15 protein-coding genes are annotated in these 15,558 nt (G+C 66.9%); 2 read left to right on the forward strand and 13 right to left on the reverse strand.

The genetic code is table 11. The features are described from left to right. Window positions 1-3: 3 nt before the first annotated feature. From ASE90_RS12550 to ASE90_RS12590, 9 genes are all read right to left on the reverse strand, one after another. A complete protein-coding gene (locus ASE90_RS12550; RefSeq protein ID WP_056001103.1) occupies window positions 4-801 on the reverse strand; it encodes a DUF72 domain-containing protein in 798 nt (265 codons plus the stop codon). Between the two features lie 40 nt (window positions 802-841). Further along, window positions 842-1,534, reverse strand: coding sequence for a hypothetical protein (locus ASE90_RS12555; protein ID WP_056001107.1), 693 nt, complete (start codon window positions 1,532-1,534; stop codon window positions 842-844). A 29-nt stretch (window positions 1,535-1,563) separates the two neighbouring features. Continuing rightward, window positions 1,564-2,151, reverse strand: a complete 588-nt coding sequence (gene metW, locus ASE90_RS12560) for a methionine biosynthesis protein MetW (RefSeq protein WP_056002256.1) — start codon at window positions 2,149-2,151, stop codon at window positions 1,564-1,566. A gap of 32 nt (window positions 2,152-2,183) precedes the next feature. Then, the gene (locus tag ASE90_RS12565; protein WP_056001110.1) at window positions 2,184-2,618 is read right to left on the reverse strand and encodes a GNAT family N-acetyltransferase; all 435 of its coding nucleotides are present in this window, start codon (window positions 2,616-2,618) and stop codon (window positions 2,184-2,186) included. Next, on the reverse strand, window positions 2,615-3,742 hold the full coding sequence (gene metX, locus ASE90_RS12570; protein WP_056001113.1) for a homoserine O-acetyltransferase MetX: 1,128 nt from the start codon (window positions 3,740-3,742) through the stop codon (window positions 2,615-2,617). Before metX ends, ASE90_RS12565 begins: the two co-directional genes overlap by 4 nt. 103 nt (window positions 3,743-3,845) lie before the next feature. Continuing rightward, on the reverse strand, window positions 3,846-4,508 hold the full coding sequence (pdeM, locus tag ASE90_RS12575; RefSeq protein WP_056001116.1) for a ligase-associated DNA damage response endonuclease PdeM: 663 nt from the start codon (window positions 4,506-4,508) through the stop codon (window positions 3,846-3,848). 249 nt (window positions 4,509-4,757) lie between these two features. Further along, a complete protein-coding gene (locus ASE90_RS12580; protein WP_235531802.1) occupies window positions 4,758-6,023 on the reverse strand; it encodes a DUF445 domain-containing protein in 1,266 nt (421 codons plus the stop codon). A gap of 87 nt (window positions 6,024-6,110) precedes the next feature. After that, on the reverse strand, window positions 6,111-9,308 hold the full coding sequence (locus tag ASE90_RS12585; RefSeq protein ID WP_056001123.1) for an efflux RND transporter permease subunit: 3,198 nt from the start codon (window positions 9,306-9,308) through the stop codon (window positions 6,111-6,113). Between the two features lie 4 nt (window positions 9,309-9,312). Continuing rightward, window positions 9,313-10,521: an efflux RND transporter periplasmic adaptor subunit gene (locus ASE90_RS12590; RefSeq protein ID WP_056001125.1), complete on the reverse strand. Its 1,209-nt coding sequence runs from the start codon at window positions 10,519-10,521 to the stop codon at window positions 9,313-9,315. Between the two features lie 194 nt (window positions 10,522-10,715). On the opposite strand from ASE90_RS12590, the gene ASE90_RS12595 reads away from it, so the two are divergent. Further along, a complete protein-coding gene (locus ASE90_RS12595) occupies window positions 10,716-11,438 on the forward strand; it encodes an SIMPL domain-containing protein (protein WP_162233614.1) in 723 nt (240 codons plus the stop codon). 137 nt (window positions 11,439-11,575) lie between these two features. Here ASE90_RS12595 and ASE90_RS12600 read toward each other — a convergent pair whose 3' ends face one another. The 4 genes from ASE90_RS12600 to ASE90_RS12615 are packed head-to-tail and all read right to left on the reverse strand — an operon-like array spanning window position 11,576 to window position 14,294. Continuing rightward, window positions 11,576-11,974 carry an acyl-CoA thioesterase gene (locus tag ASE90_RS12600; protein ID WP_056001128.1) on the reverse strand — a complete coding sequence of 133 codons (399 nt, stop codon included), beginning with the start codon at window positions 11,972-11,974 and terminating at the stop codon, window positions 11,576-11,578. Continuing rightward, window positions 11,971-12,612: a hypothetical protein gene (locus ASE90_RS12605; RefSeq protein ID WP_056001131.1), complete on the reverse strand. Its 642-nt coding sequence runs from the start codon at window positions 12,610-12,612 to the stop codon at window positions 11,971-11,973. The genes ASE90_RS12600 and ASE90_RS12605 overlap by 4 nt, the downstream gene beginning before the upstream one ends. After that, window positions 12,609-12,950, reverse strand: a complete 342-nt coding sequence (locus ASE90_RS12610) for a hypothetical protein (RefSeq protein WP_056001134.1) — start codon at window positions 12,948-12,950, stop codon at window positions 12,609-12,611. The genes ASE90_RS12605 and ASE90_RS12610 overlap by 4 nt, the downstream gene beginning before the upstream one ends. A gap of 54 nt (window positions 12,951-13,004) precedes the next feature. Continuing rightward, window positions 13,005-14,294, reverse strand: a complete 1,290-nt coding sequence (locus ASE90_RS12615; protein ID WP_082449784.1) for a multidrug effflux MFS transporter — start codon at window positions 14,292-14,294, stop codon at window positions 13,005-13,007. A gap of 119 nt (window positions 14,295-14,413) precedes the next feature. Here ASE90_RS12615 and ASE90_RS12620 point away from each other — a divergent pair, with 119 nt between their 5' ends. Further along, window positions 14,414-15,367, forward strand: coding sequence for an isopenicillin N synthase family dioxygenase (locus ASE90_RS12620; protein ID WP_056001138.1), 954 nt, complete (start codon window positions 14,414-14,416; stop codon window positions 15,365-15,367). Window positions 15,368-15,558 lie beyond the last annotated feature (191 nt).

Here is a 15,558-nt window from a genome sequence, read left to right on the forward strand (position 1 = left end):
CGGCTATTTGACGCGATCGATCAGCGCCTGCGCGCCGGCTGGCGCACGCACCTTCGCGCCGTTGATGAAGAAGATGTACGTTTCGCGGGGCTTTACGGGCGGCTGGTTCGGGTCGGCATAGGGCAGATCGCCGGGCGCACCACCCGCCGCCCACGTCCGTGCCGCCTCTGCCCAGCGATCGAGCGCGGCGTCATCATAGCCGGTGGCCACGTCCTCAACCGCGTTTTCCAGCCGGGCATAGACAAAATCGCCGGTGACGTCGGCAATCGCCGGATAGTCAGCCGAGTCGGCATAGACGATCGCCACCCCCGCCGTGCGCGCCATCGCTACGAATTCTGGAACATGGAAGCTGTCGTGGCGGACCTGTATGGCATGGCGGAGCTTCATGCCGGCATGGGTTGCGGGCAGCAATGCGAGGAAGGCGGCGAAGTCGTCGGCGTCGAATTTCTTGGTCGCCATGAACTGCCACAGGATCGGACCGAGCTTGTCGCCGAGTTCGGTGATGCCGGAGCCGACGAATTTTGCGATCGATTCCGCGGCCTCCGCCAGTATCTTGCGATTGGTGCAGAAGCGCGAGGCTTTTACCGCGAAGACGAAATCGTCGGGTGCGGTCGCGGCCCAGTTGGCGAAGCTCGCCGGCTTTTGGGTGCCGTGATAGGTCGCGTTGATCTCGATCGCGGTCAGCGCGTGCGACGCGAACTCCAGCTCCCGCTTCTGCGGCCATTTTTCGGGGTAGAAGCTGCCGCGCCATGGCGGGAAGGTCCAGCCACCGATGCCGATGAGAATGGGAGCGTGGGTCATGGTGACGAAGGTGTCGCGTAGCGAGGTGGCTGGCAAGGGGTCAGTGGGCGGTAACGTCCGTAGAAGTCGTCAGAATTTGCGGGTCGACGGTCAGCACTGGGGGCTGTGCGGCGGTCCAGGTTGACAGGTCGGCGCGATAGCGGTCGTAGGCGCGGTAGAAATCGACGAACGGCTGGTCGAGCGCCTCGATATTCGGCGCGGCGACGGCATCCAGCCCGCCGGCGGGCATGTCGGCCACCTGTGTCAACATCGGCAGCGCGCGTGCGCAAAAGGCATCGCGGACCGGCGGCTGCGCAAAGTAATTGTAGACGCGGGTCATCGCGTCGTCGAACCGGTCCTGCCAGTCGCCGCCGCCGCGCTTATACTCCGCCTCCAGCGCCTTGAACGCCGCAGCGAAGCGGGTGGCATGTACCTTCAGCAGCCGGTTATAGGCCGCGACCCCGGCCGGATCGCCGATGTTGCACTGTAGCGCCGCGACATTCAGCGCAGCGCGCAGGTGCCAGAGCGTGGCATCGGGCGAAAGGCCCCGGTTGAGCGTGGCATAGCCGCCATCGGGCGTGGTCGCCGGGATGACGAGGTTCGGCGCGGCCCCCTGCGGCGGTTTGGGTTTCGGCGCGGGCGGCGGGACCAGAATGGTCGGCGGGGTGACGGTCGCCACCTCCGGCGTCCTGCGGGCGCAGCCGGCAAGCAGGGCGACCCCGCAGGCGACGACCAGCGGCAGGCGGCTACGCATCTTTCTCACTCCCCTTCGTTCCCGCGGCATCAGCGTTGCAGCAGGAACACCGCGTGTTCGGCACGGAAATTCGCCGCCGCCGCCGTGGTACGCTTGCCCCCCGACAGGAACCACGCATCGACGACGGTGATCCCCCGCTTTGCGACGAACGCCCGGAAATCGTCGATGGTGACGTGGTGGATGTTCGGCGTTTCATACCATTCGAGCGGCAACAGCGTCGTCACCGGCATCCGCCCGCCCCACAGCAGCGACGCGCGCACCCGCCAGTGCGCGAAGTTCGGGAAGGACACGAATGCCTGCGCACCGATGCGCAACAGATGGTCGAGCACGACATGCGGCCGCATCGCCGTCTGCAACGTCTGGCTGAGGATCGCATAGTCGAAGCTGGCGTCGGGATAGTCGGCAAGGTCGCGATCGGCATCGCCCTGCATCACCGACAGCCCGCGCGCCATCGCATCGGCGACATTGCCCGGATCGATTTCCAGCCCGCGCGCATCGACGCCGCGTTCGTCGCACAGCGCGGCCATTAACTGCCCGTCGCCGCAACCGACATCGAGGATCCGCGAACCGGGCGTGATATTGGCCGCGATGATCGCAAGGTCGGGGCGCAGGGCCATCGGGGTCCGACGCGGTGATCCGGCGATCGTGGTCATGGCATCGCCTCCAGCATTGCCGCCGCTTCCGCCGACAGCCGTTCCATGTAGCGATCGGGCCGCAGCAGGGGTTGGAAGCCGAGCTTCGCATACACGCCATGTGCGTCCGCCGTGACGAGGCCGATGCGGCGGATACCGGCCAGATCGGGGTGATCGACGAACCAGCCTACCATCGCCCGCCCGATGCCCTGCCCCCGCGCGCCGTCGTCGACAAAAACGTCGGCGATCCAGGCGAAGGTCGCCCGGTCGGTGATCGCACGGGCGAACCCGATCTGCACGCCGTCGCGATAGGCACCGATCGGGTGCGACCCGGCAATGGCGCGCTCGACCCGCTCACGCTCGATGCCGGGCGACCAGTAGCTCGTTGCCAGCCAGCCATGAATTCGTCCGATGTCGAGCCGGTCGCGATCGTTGGAAAGCGCGAAGGTCATGCGTCCGCCTCCAGAAAGCCGCGCATGATCCGGTCGAGTTCGGGCGAATCGAGCAGGAACGCGTCATGGCCGAACGGTGACGAAAGTTCGACGAAGCTGGCCGGCGCGCCGGCGGCGTTCAGCGCATGGACGATGCTGCGCGATTCGGCGGTCGGATACAACCAGTCGGTATCGAAGCTGACGACGCAGAACCGCGCCTTTGTCGCGCGGAACGCATTGGCCAGCACCCCGCCATGTTCCTCCGCCAGATCGAAATAATCGAGCGCGCGGGTGATGTAGAGATAGGAATTGGCGTCGAACCGGTCGGTAAAGGCCAGCCCCTGATGCCGCAGATAGCTTTCGACCTGAAAATCGGCGTCGAAGCCGAAGGTCTTGGTCCCGGCCGCACCATCGGCGCGCGCCTGCAGCTTGCGGCCGAATTTGGCGGTCAGGCCCGCTTCGGACAGATAGGTGATGTGCGCCGCCATCCGCGCCACCGACAGCCCGGCGGCGGGCGGCGACCCGTCGGCATAATACTCGCCGCCGCGCCAGTCGGGGTCGGCCATGATCGCCTGTCGTCCGACTTCGTGAAAGGCGATGTTCTGCGCCGAATGCCGCGCGGTCGAGGCGATCACCACCACCGCCTGCACCCGGTCGGGCAACGTCGCCGACCAGGACAGCGCCTGCATCCCGCCCATCGACCCGCCGACTACCGCGCGCAAGTAGTCGATGCCGAGATGGTCGAGCAGCATCCCCTGCGCGCGCACCATGTCGCGAATGGTCAGCACCGGAAAGCGCATCGCCCATGGGCTGCCGGTCGCGGGATCGATGCTGGCCGGTCCCGACGATCCCATGCAACTGCCGAGCACGTTCGAACAGATGACGAAATGGCGGTTGAGGTCGATCGGCTTGCCCGGCCCGATCATGCGCGACCACCAGCCGGGTTTGCCGGTGCGCGGATGGGTGGAGGCGACATGCTGGTCGCCGGTCAGCGCGTGGCAGATCAGGATCGCATTGTCGCGCGCGGGCGACAGCGTGCCATAGGTTTCATAGGCGATGTCGATCGCGGACAGGGTCGCGCCGCCATCCAGCGCAAGCGGGGTGGCCAGTGTCGCGCGGCGATCGGGACCGAAACGGGAATCCATGGGTGCTGCGGTAATTGCGCATGGCAGCGGGTTCAAGCGTTGCGGTGGGATCGGGTCGGCACCGCCTGCGAAACGCGCGCTACCGCGCATTTTCAAACCGCCGTCAAGCAGCTAGCGGAAATCGCAGCAGCCGGTCTTCCAGCGCGATCAACGCCTCTGCCCGGCCGCCGACCGCGCGGACGATTTCGGGATGATCCGCGTCGAGACCGCCGGTGAGCGAGCCGAAGGCGGGCAGGATCAGCTTGGTCGCGGTCGCCACGAAGCAGCGGCGCGACACGCCCCGTCCGCGCAGCCTGACCCGCAATTTGGGGTGGAAATGGCCCGACAGTTCGGGGCGCGGTTCGGCCGGGTCGGCTTCGTGGCGTAACACCAGTCCGTCGACGACCGCTTCGTCGATCACCCGGCCACCGCAATGGTCGGCGACGATCCGGTCGTGATTGCCGGTGATCCACGTCCAGTCGCTTGCCGTCGTCAGCGCGCGCAGCCGCGTCTGCGCCTCGTCGCCCAACCGGTCGCAGCCGCCGACATCGTGGAAACTGTCGCCGAGGCACCAGATTTCGGCCGGCCGGGTCCGCGCCACCACCGCCTCGATCCCCGCCAGCGTTTCCAGCGTATCATAGGGCGGCAGCATCTGCCCGAACTGCGCGAACCAGCTCGCCTTTTCGAAATGCAGGTCGGCGAGCAGCAGCGCGCGCCGCGCCGGCCAGAACAGCGCACCGGCGGACAGGGCATCGAAAGCGTGACCGGCGAACGAAAGGCGAACCATGGCCGCGCCTATGACGCAAGCCGGGGGGATGCTCAAGCCATGAGGGCGTAACGATCTGCGCGGTCGTCGTTCTTTTGTCACATCGGATCAGGTCGAGACCTTTGCGAAAGACGCAAGCTTGGCCGAAACTCGCCGTACCCCCACGCAAGCGGGGGTACGGCAGGGTCGAGAATTGGTACTTGCGCAGACGCCTTGCTCAGGTCCGGGGCGATGAGGGAGGGGCCGTTCGAAGGTTCACCAGCGTCGACGTTACAGCCAGATATCGACCACATGGATCGCCAGCCCGACCGTGCCACCGACCAGCGTGCCGTTGATCCGGATGAATTGCAGGTCGCGCCCGACCGCGTTTTCGAGGCGGCCGGTGATGGTCTGCGCGTCCCAGCCGCGCACCGTGTCCGACACCAGCCGGACGATGCCGTCGCCATAATCGGCGACCGCCCCGACCACCGCGCGGCGGACGAAGCGATTGACCTTTGCCTTCAGTACCGGATCGGATTGCAGCGTCAGCCCCAGTTGCCGCATCGCTTCGCCGATCGGTCCGGCCAGCGCACGGTCGGGATTGCGGGCGGCGTTGAGCAGGCCGCCGCGAATCTTTTCCCACACCCCCATCCACCAGCCGGCCAGCGCCGGGTTTTCGATCAGCTCGTTCTTCAGCCGTTCGACCTTGGCCTGCATCTCGGGCGAATGTTGCAGATCGTGGGCCAGCAGCGCGAGGCCCTCGTTCGCCTTGGCGCGCAGCGGATGGGTCGGGTCTTCGGCGACGTCGGCCAGCATCTTGTGCAGGCCGTTCAGCACCGACGTCGCCAGCGTCGCGTCCAGCCCGGTCCAGCGCAACACGGCACCCGCGCGCTTCTGGATCATCGTGCGGACCAGTTCCTCGTTCGCGTCGAGCGTCTTGGACGTCCAGCGGATGATGGCGTCGATCAGCGGCAGGTGGCGATCCTCGGCGATCGCCGCCGCCAGCGTGCGGCCAAGCGCGGGCGACACCCGCATCGCGCGCAGCCGGTTGGCGAGCGCGCCACGGACCATCGTCCCGAACTGATCGGGGTCGAGGCCCTCCAGCACGTTGACCGCCAGCCGCGACGCGCCATGCCGCAGCCGCCCGCTGCGCGTCGCCGGGTCGGCCAGCCACTTGCCGGCGACGGCGGCGGCGTCAACCCGGTGCATGCGGCGCGCGACGACATGCGCGGTCAGGAAATTGTCGCGCAGGAACGCGGCCAGCGTGTCGCCGATCCGGTCCTTGTTGCGCGGGATGATCGCGGTATGCGGGATCGGCAGGCCGAGCGGATGGCGGAACAGCGCGGTGACCGCGAACCAGTCGGCAAGGCCGCCGACCATCGCCGCCTCCGCAAAGGCCTGAACGAAGCCCCATGCCGGGTGGACCCCCTCCAGCCGCCGCGACAGCAGGAACAGCCCCGCCATCGCCACCAGCATGAAGGTGGCGAGCCGCCGCATCCGGCGTAAGGGAAGGGGAACCGCATCGCCGGCCCCAGCGATGGTGGAAGATCGTGGCATCAGCGAAACAATCGCCGGCTGCGGGGAAAGTTCAATCGCTGGCATCGCCATCCGGTTCGCGACGGGCGCGAACCGGATGGCGGTGGGTCATTCCGCCGCCGGCAGCGACTTCGGCCCGTCGGCCGGCGGCAATTGCCCGCCCGGCTGATGTTCGATCGCCGGCCGGTCGCCATCGCCCGGACGATAGGTGAGCAGCCGCCGCGACAGGCGCGGACCGACCCAGCGTTCCAGCCCGACCGCGAGGCTGAACGCGCCCGGCACGATCAGCAGCGTCAGCAGCGTCGACAGTGCCAGCCCGCCGATCACGGTGATGCCCATCGGCGCGCGAGACGATGCGTCGCCCGACAGCGCCATCGCGGTCGGCACCATGCCGGCGACCATGGCGACGGTGGTCATCACGATCGGCTGCGCACGCTTGTGCCCGGCATCGAGGATCGCGACCTCCTTGTCGACGCCCTTCTCCATTTCCTCCAGCGCGAAATCGATCAGCAGGATCGAGTTCTTGGCGACGATGCCGAGCAGCATCAGCAGCCCGATATAGACCGGCATCGAGATCGGGTTGCCCGTGATCCACAATGCCAGCAGCCCGCCCAGCGGTGCGAGGAACAGCGATCCCATGTTCACGAACGGCGGCATCACCCGCTTGTAAAGCAGCACCAGCACCGCGAAGACGAGGAGGATGCCCGAAATCACCGCGACGATGAAGTTGGTGATCATCTCGCTCTGCCACTTCGCCTGACCGACGGTCAGTTCGGTGACGCCCAGCGGCAGGTTCTGCATGATCGGCAGCTTGTGGATCGCCTCCAGCGCGACGCCCGACACCACGCCGGGGGCCAGATCGGCGCCGACGACCAAACGACGTTGCTGGTTGATGCGGTCGATCTTGGTCGGGCCGGCGCCGAAGCCGATATCGGCGACCACCGACAGCGGCACCGATCCGCCATTGCCGGTCGGGACCGGCAGGTTCTGGATCGTCGACAGCCGCGACCGGGCATCGCGCGACAGGGCGACGCGGATCGGGATCTGCCGGTCGGACAGCGAGAAGCGCGCGCTGTTCTGGTCGATATCGCCCAGCGTCGCGATGCGGATCGCCCCCGACAGCGCGGCGGTCGTGACGCCGAGGCTGGCGGCGAGGTCGCTGCGCGGCCGGATGATGATCTCCGGCCGCTTCAGATCGCCCGACACGCGCGGGGCGACGACCATCGGCAGCTTTTCCATCTGCTTGACCAGCTGGTTCGCGGTTTCGTTCAGCTTGACCGGATCGTCGCCGCCCAGCGTGATCGACAGGTCGCGGCTCGACCCGCCCCAGCCGAATTGCGACCGGAAGGTTACCCGCGCATCGGGAATGGCGGCGAGCTGGGGGGCGAGGCCGCGTTCGAACTCGGTGCTCTTGGACTTGCGCATCGCGTCATAGGTCGCGTCGTCGACCAGCCCGAAGGTGTGGCGGACGCTTTGGCCGAAGCTCGGCTTGTCGAGCAGTTCGGCCGTCACCCGGCCGTTGCCCGCATAGCTCGACGAATAGACCGATTTGACCAGCGGTTGCGCCCGCAACAGATCCTCGACGCGCTTCACGACGACCGCGGTCTGTTCGAGGGTGGTGCCGGGCACCATTTCGACACTGGCGGTCACGCGGTCGCGGTCCTGCGGCGGCTGGAAGGTCTGCGGCAGGACCATGAACATGATGACGGTCAGCGTCAGCGCCACGGCGCCGCCGACGATCGTCGACCAGCGGTGGCGCAGCGTCCAGCGCAGCACGCCCATATACCGGTCCATCAGCCAGCCTTCGCCATGGCTGGCGGACCCGTGCGCCTTCAGGAAATAGGCGGCGATCATCGGCGTGATGAGTCGCGCGACGGCAAGGCTCATCAGCACCGACGCGACGACGGTCAGGCCGAAATTCTTGAAGAACTGGCCCGAAATGCCCGGCATCAACCCGACGGGCAGGAAGACCGCGACGATCGCCATCGTCGTCGCCAGCACCGCGATGCCGATCTCGTCGGCCGCGTCGATCGATGCCTGATAGGCGGATTTGCCCATGCGCATGTGGCGGACGATGTTCTCAATCTCCACGATCGCATCGTCGACCAGCACCCCCGCGACCAGACTAAGCGCCAGCAGCGTCATCTGGTTGAGGGTGAAGCCCAGCATGTCCATGAACCAGAAGGCGGGAATCGCCGACAGCGGGATGGCGAGCGCAGAAATGATCGTCGCGCGCCAGTCGCGCAGGAACAGGAACACGACGACGATCGCGAGCAGCGCGCCCTCTACCATCGCAGTCATCGCCGAATGATACTGGATTTCGGTGAACTTCACCGAATTGGACAGCAGGGCGAAGCGAACCTGCGGATTACGCTTCTGCAGGTCGGCAAGCTTCTTTTCCGCCTCGTGGAACACGGTCACGTCCGACGCGCCCTTGGCGCGCTTGATATCGAACGCCAGCACTGGGCGACCATTATATTCGGCGCGGCTGGTGGGTTCGGCATAGGCGTCGCGGACGTCGGCGATGTCGGCCAGCCGGACCGAGCGGCCACTGCCGACCGGCACCTGCGTCTGCGACAGCGCATAGGCGGTGGCGGCGTTGCCGAGCACGCGGACGGATTGCTGCGTGCCGGCGATTTCCGCCTGACCACCCGCCGCGTTCAGATTGACCTGGCGCAGCGCCTGATTGACCTGGCTCGCGGTCAGCCCCTGCGCCTGCAACCGGGCGGGGTCGAGCGTCACGCGGATTTCGCGGTCGACGCCGCCGACGCGTTCGACGGTCGCCATGCCCTCGATACCCAACAATTCCTTGGCGACGGTATTGTCGACATACCAGCTGAGCTGTTCGGCGGTCATGTCGTCGGCGATCGCGGTCCACGACGCCAGATCCTTGTCGGTGGTATTCGCGCGGAAGACCTGCGGTTCGAGAATGCCGTCGGGCAACTGGCCGCGAATCTGGTTCACCGCTTCACGCACGTCGTTGACGGCGCGGTCGATCGGCGTGCCGATATCGAGCTGGATGACGGTCTGCGACGACCCTTCGGTAACGCTCGATTCGATCTGGTCGATGCCCTGCAACGATCGCACCGCCGCCTCGACGCGCTGCGTCACCTGCGTTTCGAGTTCGGTAGGCGCAGCACCCGGCTGGGTAATCACGACGATCGCGACCGGGAATTCGATATCCGGGTCCTGGTTCACATCCATGCGCATGAAGCTGACGATCCCGGCGATCGTCAGCGCGAGGAACAGCACCAGCGGCGGTACCGGGTTCCGGATCGACCATGCCGAAATGTTGCGAAAGCCCATGGCGCTATTCCTTGCGAGCGGAAGCGGCGGCGGCGCGTACCGGCACCACCTCCTGTCCGACATTCAGGAACGCGCCGGCACTTGCGACCACGCGTTCGTCGCCGATCAACCCGGAGGCGATCAGCGCACCTTCGTCCGATACTTCGGCGACGCGGACGTCGCGGCGGATCACCTTGTTCTGCGCATCGACCAGATAGACATAGCTGCCCTTGTCGTCGCTTAGCACCGCCGATTCGGGCAGCAGCGGCGCGGTCGAGGCACCCGCCCCGATGCGCGCGCTGGCAAAGCCGCCGGGACGCAGCGCCGGGTCGTAGTTCAGCGCGATCCGGGCAATGCCCTGTCGCGTCTGCGGGTCGATGATCGGTGCGACCTGCCACACCTGCCCCTTGAACACGCGGGTATCGCCGACCGGCACGACCTGCGCCGCCGAACCGGCGCGGACATTGGCAAGATCGGCCTCGGACAGCTGCGCGCGCATTTCCATCTGCCCGCCCATCGCGATGCGGAACAGCACGCCGCTGCCGCTGCCGACGACCTGACCCGGCTCGACCGCGCGGGTCAGCACGAGGCCGGCGGCGGGCGCGCGGATGTCGAGGCGGCGGTTGCGTGCCTGCGTCTCGGCCAGTTGCGCCTGCGCCACCCGGACGCGGGCGTTGGCGGCGTCGCGGGTCGCGGTCTTGCGATCGATATCGGCCTTCGACACGAAGCCGCGCTCGACCAGCTGGTTCGAGCGATCGAGTTCGGTCTGCGCGATCTGCGCATCGGCGCGGGCGACCCGCACCTGCGCCGAAAGCGATTCGGCGGTCTGCGCCTGGACCGAGCGATCGACGGTCGCCAGCACTTGTCCGGCGCTTACCCAGCTGCCCGGCTCGACGAATACCCGCGTGACCAGACCGCCTTCGCCGACGACGCCGACCGGCATTTCCCGGCGGGCAGCGAGCGATCCGGTACCGGTGACCGCACGGGTCACCGTGTCGCGACCGGGAACCACCACCGTCACCTTGGGCAGCGTACCGCCGGCAGCGGCGGGCGGCGCACCCTGTGCGGCCGGCGCGTCGCCCCCCTTGCGACCGAATGCCCAGAAGGCACCGAGCAGGACGAGCAGGACGATCACGATCCCGACGATGACGGCACGGCGGCGCGAACGTTTCGCGCCGTCGGGTCCGGTCAGAAGCTGGCGGTCACCCGCGATCGACGTCGATTCGTAATTCATCCACCCCATCCTGTTGGAAGGCCCCCAGCCAATTCCATGCTGTATTACCCGAATACAGCACTTCCCTCAAGCATAGACATCGCGTTTTTCGATAAGCACGGCAAGGGCTGCATCGATTGCGTTCATGCGACGTTTTGCGGCGGATGCGTAACGACCGGTCGTTCGTCGTGACTATAGTCGAAAGGGAATTGTCGATGCTCCGTTCCGTCCTGATCCTTGCCGCCATCGGCACCGCACTTCCCGCCGCCGCGCAATCGACGGTGTCGGCGTCGGCGCCGGTCCTGACCGACGGGACGCTGCTCGACATCAGCGCGACCGGGAAGGCGACGCGCGTGCCCGACATCGCCACCATCCGCGCCGGGGTGGTCAGTCAGGCGGCGACGGCTGCGGCGGCGTTGTCGGACAACAGCCAGCGCATGACCCGCGTCGTCGCCGCGCTGCGCCGCGCCGGGGTCGCCGATCGCGATATCCAGACGGCCCAGATCCAGTTGCAGCCGCAATATCGCTATGCCGAAAACCAGCCCCCGGCGATCACCGGTTATCAGGCGAGCAACAGTGTCGCGGTCCGGTTCCGCGACGTGGCGAAGAGCGGCGCGATCCTTGATGCACTCGTGGCGCAGGGCGCGAACCAGATCGACGGGCCGACGCTGTCGGTCGATGCCGCCGATGCCGCGCTCGACGAAGCCCGCACCGACGCGATCCGCCGGGCGCGTACCCGTGCCGATCTCTATGCCCGCGCTGCCGGGCTGCGGGTCGACCGCATCCTGCTGATCGCGGAGGACGGCGGACAATTGCCGCAGCCGCCGATGCCGATGCTGCAAATGGCGCGCATGGTGAAAATGGCCGATTCGACGCCGGTCGCGGCGGGCGAACAGGATATGACGATCAATGTCTCGGTCCGCTTCCTGCTGCGGTGATCGCAGGCGGATCTCTCAACCGGGGAAGCCTCCTTCGTCATTCCCGCGAAGGCGGGAATCCATAGGCGCTTACGTTGGCGACACGGGCCGCGCCGGTAGCGTGTATGGACTCCCGCCTTCGCGGGAGTGATGGACGGTTATCGCGTAAACCGATCGACCACCTCGGCAGGCACGCGCAGCAGTCGCCCGCTCTGCCGGTCGAGCAATGCCCATGTCGTGCGGGCGTCGACCTTCACCCGGCCATCCGTGCCGGTAAACCGCATCAGCCGGTCGAACCTCGCCCCCTTCGGGGCATCGGCGACCCAGGTTTCGCCGGTGACCGTTTCCCCGGCGAGGACACTGCCGCGATAGTCGATTTCGTGGCGGGTGATGACCCAGACATAGGCCGCATGTTGTTCGGGCGTGGCCAGTGCGTGCCAGTGCGCGACCGCCACGTCCTGAATCCAGCGGACCCAGACGGCGTTGTTGACATGGCCCAGCTCATCGATGTCGTCGGGACCGGCGGTGATCTGTCGGGTGTAGCGAGGCGGGCTCATTGCGTAGGGGCGGTCGCAGGGCGCGGCTTCAGCCCGCTGGTCTGGATACGCCATGACCGTTGTTCGGCGGTCGCGCCGTCGATATCGCCGGTCCGGTGCAGCGTGATCGGCCCGGCGAGCGATACCGGCGTCCCGTCCCGCAACCGTCCGATTACCCGTACCGGTATGTCGATATAGCGTTGCCCGGCCCCGGCATCGATCCGGCCGGGCGTTCCGATCGTCGCGCGATACTCGGTGTATTTGGCGAAGGAATCGGCGAACGCCTTGGCCGACATGCCGGCCGCCTCGCCACGCCCGTTCCACAGGCGGTAGGCATCGTCATATCGCCCGCTGTCGATCGCGGCGAAATACCGGTTCAGCACCGCCACCGCTTCCTGTGGACCTGCTTCGGTCGCCATGGGATCGGGTGTGGCGACCGCGCGGACGTCATTGGCCGGGGGCGGGGCCGATACGCCGGGAATGCCGTCGCCGGGCGGCAATGTGGTTGACGGCGTCACCGGTGTCGGGGCACCGGCAACGGGGGTCGATTCGGCAGCAGCGACGGCGGCGTCGTTCGCCGCCGCCATCTCGTTACCCGCCTCGCCGCCGCCGCACGCCGACAGCAGCACCGCCAGCCCGGCAACCGCCGCCGTCCTCACGGTTCGATCGCGTCCCGATCGGCATCGGCAAGGTCGCCGTCTTCGGCCAGATTGTCCTCGTCGAAATCTTCCTGCAACTCGTCCTCGGCCTGATCGCCCTGCCCGGTGATCGTGACCGTCTCATCCTCTTCGGCGAGCTCGTCGTCGACCATGTCGAGTTCGTCCTCGTCCTCATCGTCGGACAGGCCGAGATCGGGTTCGAGGTCGGTCAGGATCGTGCCGTCGCTGGGTCCGTCGCGGGTCGCTTCGAGGATTTCGGCGCGCTGGCTTTCGTCATAGCCGTCCTCGTCATAGCCGTCGTCGCCCGACCCCTGACCATTTACCTGATGACCACCCATCGCGTGACTCCTGCTGGTTAGGACAGGGAAACCCGCCGCATCGCGCCCCGGTTCCTATCCCCGGCGGAACAGGCGGCCATGTTCGGTACGAAACACGACGAGCAGCGCGATCAGCCCAAGGAACAGGAACCCGCCATAGAGCGGTACGGTGGTCCCATCGAATGCTTGACCGATCAGCGCGCCCAGCACCGCGCCGCCCAGCATCGACACGAATCCCTGCAACGACGAGGCGGTGCCGGCGATCGACCCCATATTCTCCATAGCCATCGCCGAGAAATTGGAGGAGGCAAGACCGAAACAGGCCATCATGATCGCCTGCAGGATGATGAAGCTGGTCAGCGATTCGAGGCCGGCGAGCGTGATGGCCAGATGGACCGCCGCGACCGCGACCAGCCCCAGCAAGGCGGCATGCGAGATCAGCCGCGTGCCGAAACGCATCACGATCCGCGAATTGAAGAACGACCCCGCCGCCATCGTACCCGCGACGCAGGCGAATACGACCGTCAGCAGCTTCGGGCGGCCGAACGTCACTTCCATGATCTGCTGGATCGACCCGACGAAGCCGAACAGCCCGCCCGACAGCAGCGCCGCCGCTACGGTATAGCCGACCGCATACCGATCGCGCAGGACGATGCGATAGCCGGCCATGATCCGGCTGGGGTCGAGTGGCGCGCGGTCCGATTCGGCCAGCGTTTCGGGCATCCGCAGCACGAACCACGCGAACACCGCGGCAGTGACGATCGCGATCCCGCCGAAGATCCAGCGCCACGATGCGAAGGCGAGCACGAACTGGCCGAAGGTCGGGGCCAGCACCGGGGCAGCCATGAAGAAGATGAAGGCGAGGCTCATGACCCGTGCCATCGCCCGCCCCGAATAACAGTCGCGCACCAGCGCCACGGTGACCACGCGTCCGCCCGCCACCGCCGCGCCCGATGCGAAACGTGCGATCAGCAGCAGCAGGAAGCTGCCCGATACCGCCGCGACCAGATTGGTGATCGTGCTCGCGATCAGCGCAAAGATCAGCACCGGCCGCCGGCCATAGCGATCGGCGAGCGGACCATAGGCCAGCTGCGCGATCGAGAAGCCGAGGAGGAACGAGGTAACGACGAACTGCCGCGTATTGGGTTCGGCGACGCCCAGCGCATCGCCGATCGCGGGCAGTGCGGGCAGCATCGAATCGATGCCGAGCGCAGTCAACGCCATCAACGCCGCGATCAGCGTCACGAACTCCCCGAATGGCAGCGGCGAACGGTCCGCCGATCCACCGCCGCTGTCGGATGCGGGCGTGGCGTCGGCCGACGCGGCGAAGGTGTCGGGCGACAGGGGATCGGATCGTTGTTGCATCGCATCATCCCCATGCCGGAACTCGGGCGCTGCGTCACGCAAAGGATGACCCTGTTCGTGGGCGGGCCGGGCGTCTATCTTCATGGCTTCGTTCCGGTATCTTTCAGGATTTGAGACCCATGGCCGACACGCCGCTTTCGCAGGTTCCGTTGATTTCGATGGCGCAGGCGGATCAGGACCCCGATGGCTTTGCCCGCGATTTCGGCGGCTCGTTCCAACGCTTCGGTTTCGCGATGGTATCCGACCATGGTGTCGACAGCGACATCATCGATCGCGCATGGGCGATGACCAAGGCGTTCTTCGACCTGCCCGAGGCGGACAAGCGCGGCTATTTCGTCGAGGGCGGCGGCGGTGCGCGCGGCTATACCCCGTTCAAGACCGAGATCGCCAAGGGCGCGACGCATGTCGATCTGAAGGAGTTCTGGCATGTCGGCCGCGAACTTGCCGCCGGGCACCGCTATGGCGACGTCATGCCCGCCAATGTCTGGCCCGACCGGCCGGAGGGGTTTCGCGAGGCGTTCCTCGACCTGTTCGCCGCGCTGGATGCGGCGGGCGACCGGTTGTTGTCGGCGATCGCGCGCTATCTGGGGCTGGCGCCGAACTGGTTCGACCCTGCGGTCAAGGACGGCAATTCGGTGCTGCGCCTGCTCCACTATCCGCCGGTTGCGGCCGATGCGCCCGAAGTGCGCGCCGGCGCGCATGAGGACATCAACCTCATCACCCTGTTGCTGGGGGCGGAGGAAGCGGGTCTCGAACTGCTCGACCGCGACGGGCGCTGGCTGCCGGTCGCACCGCCGCCGGGCGCGATGGTCGTCAATGTCGGGGACATGCTGCAACGGCTGACCAACCATGTCCTGCCCTCGACCACCCACCGCGTCGTCAATCCGGCCCCCGAACGGCGCGGCCATTCGCGCTATTCGATGCCGTTCTTCCTGCATCCCGCCCCCGATTTCCTGATCGAGACGCTGCCGGGCTGTATCTCGGACGAACGCCCCAATCGCTACGAAACGCCGATCACCGCCCACGACTATCTCTACCAGCGGCTGGTCGAGATCGGGCTGATCAAGCCGTAAGCCGTGCTCCCTGTCATTCCCGCGAAGGCGGGAATCCACGAACGCTGTCGTCACGGTTCGTTCGAAACGCTGGCGTCTATGGATCCCCGCCTGCGCGGGGATGACGATGGGTGTACCCAACACCCTTTCCCTCCCGCGTCGCACCCATTAGAGACACGAAACCGGCCGGGGCGACGCTCCGGCCGCAATTT

This window comes from Sphingomonas sp. Leaf67 (assembly GCF_001421965.1).
Lineage (GTDB): Bacteria > Pseudomonadota > Alphaproteobacteria > Sphingomonadales > Sphingomonadaceae > Sphingomonas.

Excerpts from the sequence above, each read along its gene's own strand:
- ASE90_RS12590 (WP_056001125.1), bottom strand. The coding sequence starts at position 10,521 with ATGAATTACGAATCGACGTCGATCGCGGGTGACCGCCAGCTTCTGACC.
- ASE90_RS12595 (WP_162233614.1), top strand. The coding sequence starts at position 10,716 with ATGCTCCGTTCCGTCCTGATCCTTGCCGCCATCGGCACCGCACTTCCC.
- ASE90_RS12565 (WP_056001110.1), bottom strand. The coding sequence starts at position 2,618 with ATGACCTTCGCGCTTTCCAACGATCGCGACCGGCTCGACATCGGACGA.
- ASE90_RS12620 (WP_056001138.1), top strand. The coding sequence starts at position 14,414 with ATGGCCGACACGCCGCTTTCGCAGGTTCCGTTGATTTCGATGGCGCAG.
- ASE90_RS12550 (WP_056001103.1), bottom strand. The coding sequence starts at position 801 with ATGACCCACGCTCCCATTCTCATCGGCATCGGTGGCTGGACCTTCCCG.
- pdeM (WP_056001116.1), bottom strand. The coding sequence starts at position 4,508 with ATGGTTCGCCTTTCGTTCGCCGGTCACGCTTTCGATGCCCTGTCCGCC.
- ASE90_RS12555 (WP_056001107.1), bottom strand. The coding sequence starts at position 1,534 with ATGCGTAGCCGCCTGCCGCTGGTCGTCGCCTGCGGGGTCGCCCTGCTT.
- ASE90_RS12615 (WP_082449784.1), bottom strand. The coding sequence starts at position 14,294 with ATGCAACAACGATCCGATCCCCTGTCGCCCGACACCTTCGCCGCGTCG.
- metW (WP_056002256.1), bottom strand. The coding sequence starts at position 2,151 with ATGGCCCTGCGCCCCGACCTTGCGATCATCGCGGCCAATATCACGCCC.
- ASE90_RS12580 (WP_235531802.1), bottom strand. The coding sequence starts at position 6,023 with ATGCCACGATCTTCCACCATCGCTGGGGCCGGCGATGCGGTTCCCCTT.
- ASE90_RS12610 (WP_056001134.1), bottom strand. The coding sequence starts at position 12,950 with ATGGGTGGTCATCAGGTAAATGGTCAGGGGTCGGGCGACGACGGCTAT.
- metX (WP_056001113.1), bottom strand. The coding sequence starts at position 3,742 with ATGGATTCCCGTTTCGGTCCCGATCGCCGCGCGACACTGGCCACCCCG.
- ASE90_RS12600 (WP_056001128.1), bottom strand. The coding sequence starts at position 11,974 with ATGAGCCCGCCTCGCTACACCCGACAGATCACCGCCGGTCCCGACGAC.
- ASE90_RS12585 (WP_056001123.1), bottom strand. The coding sequence starts at position 9,308 with ATGGGCTTTCGCAACATTTCGGCATGGTCGATCCGGAACCCGGTACCG.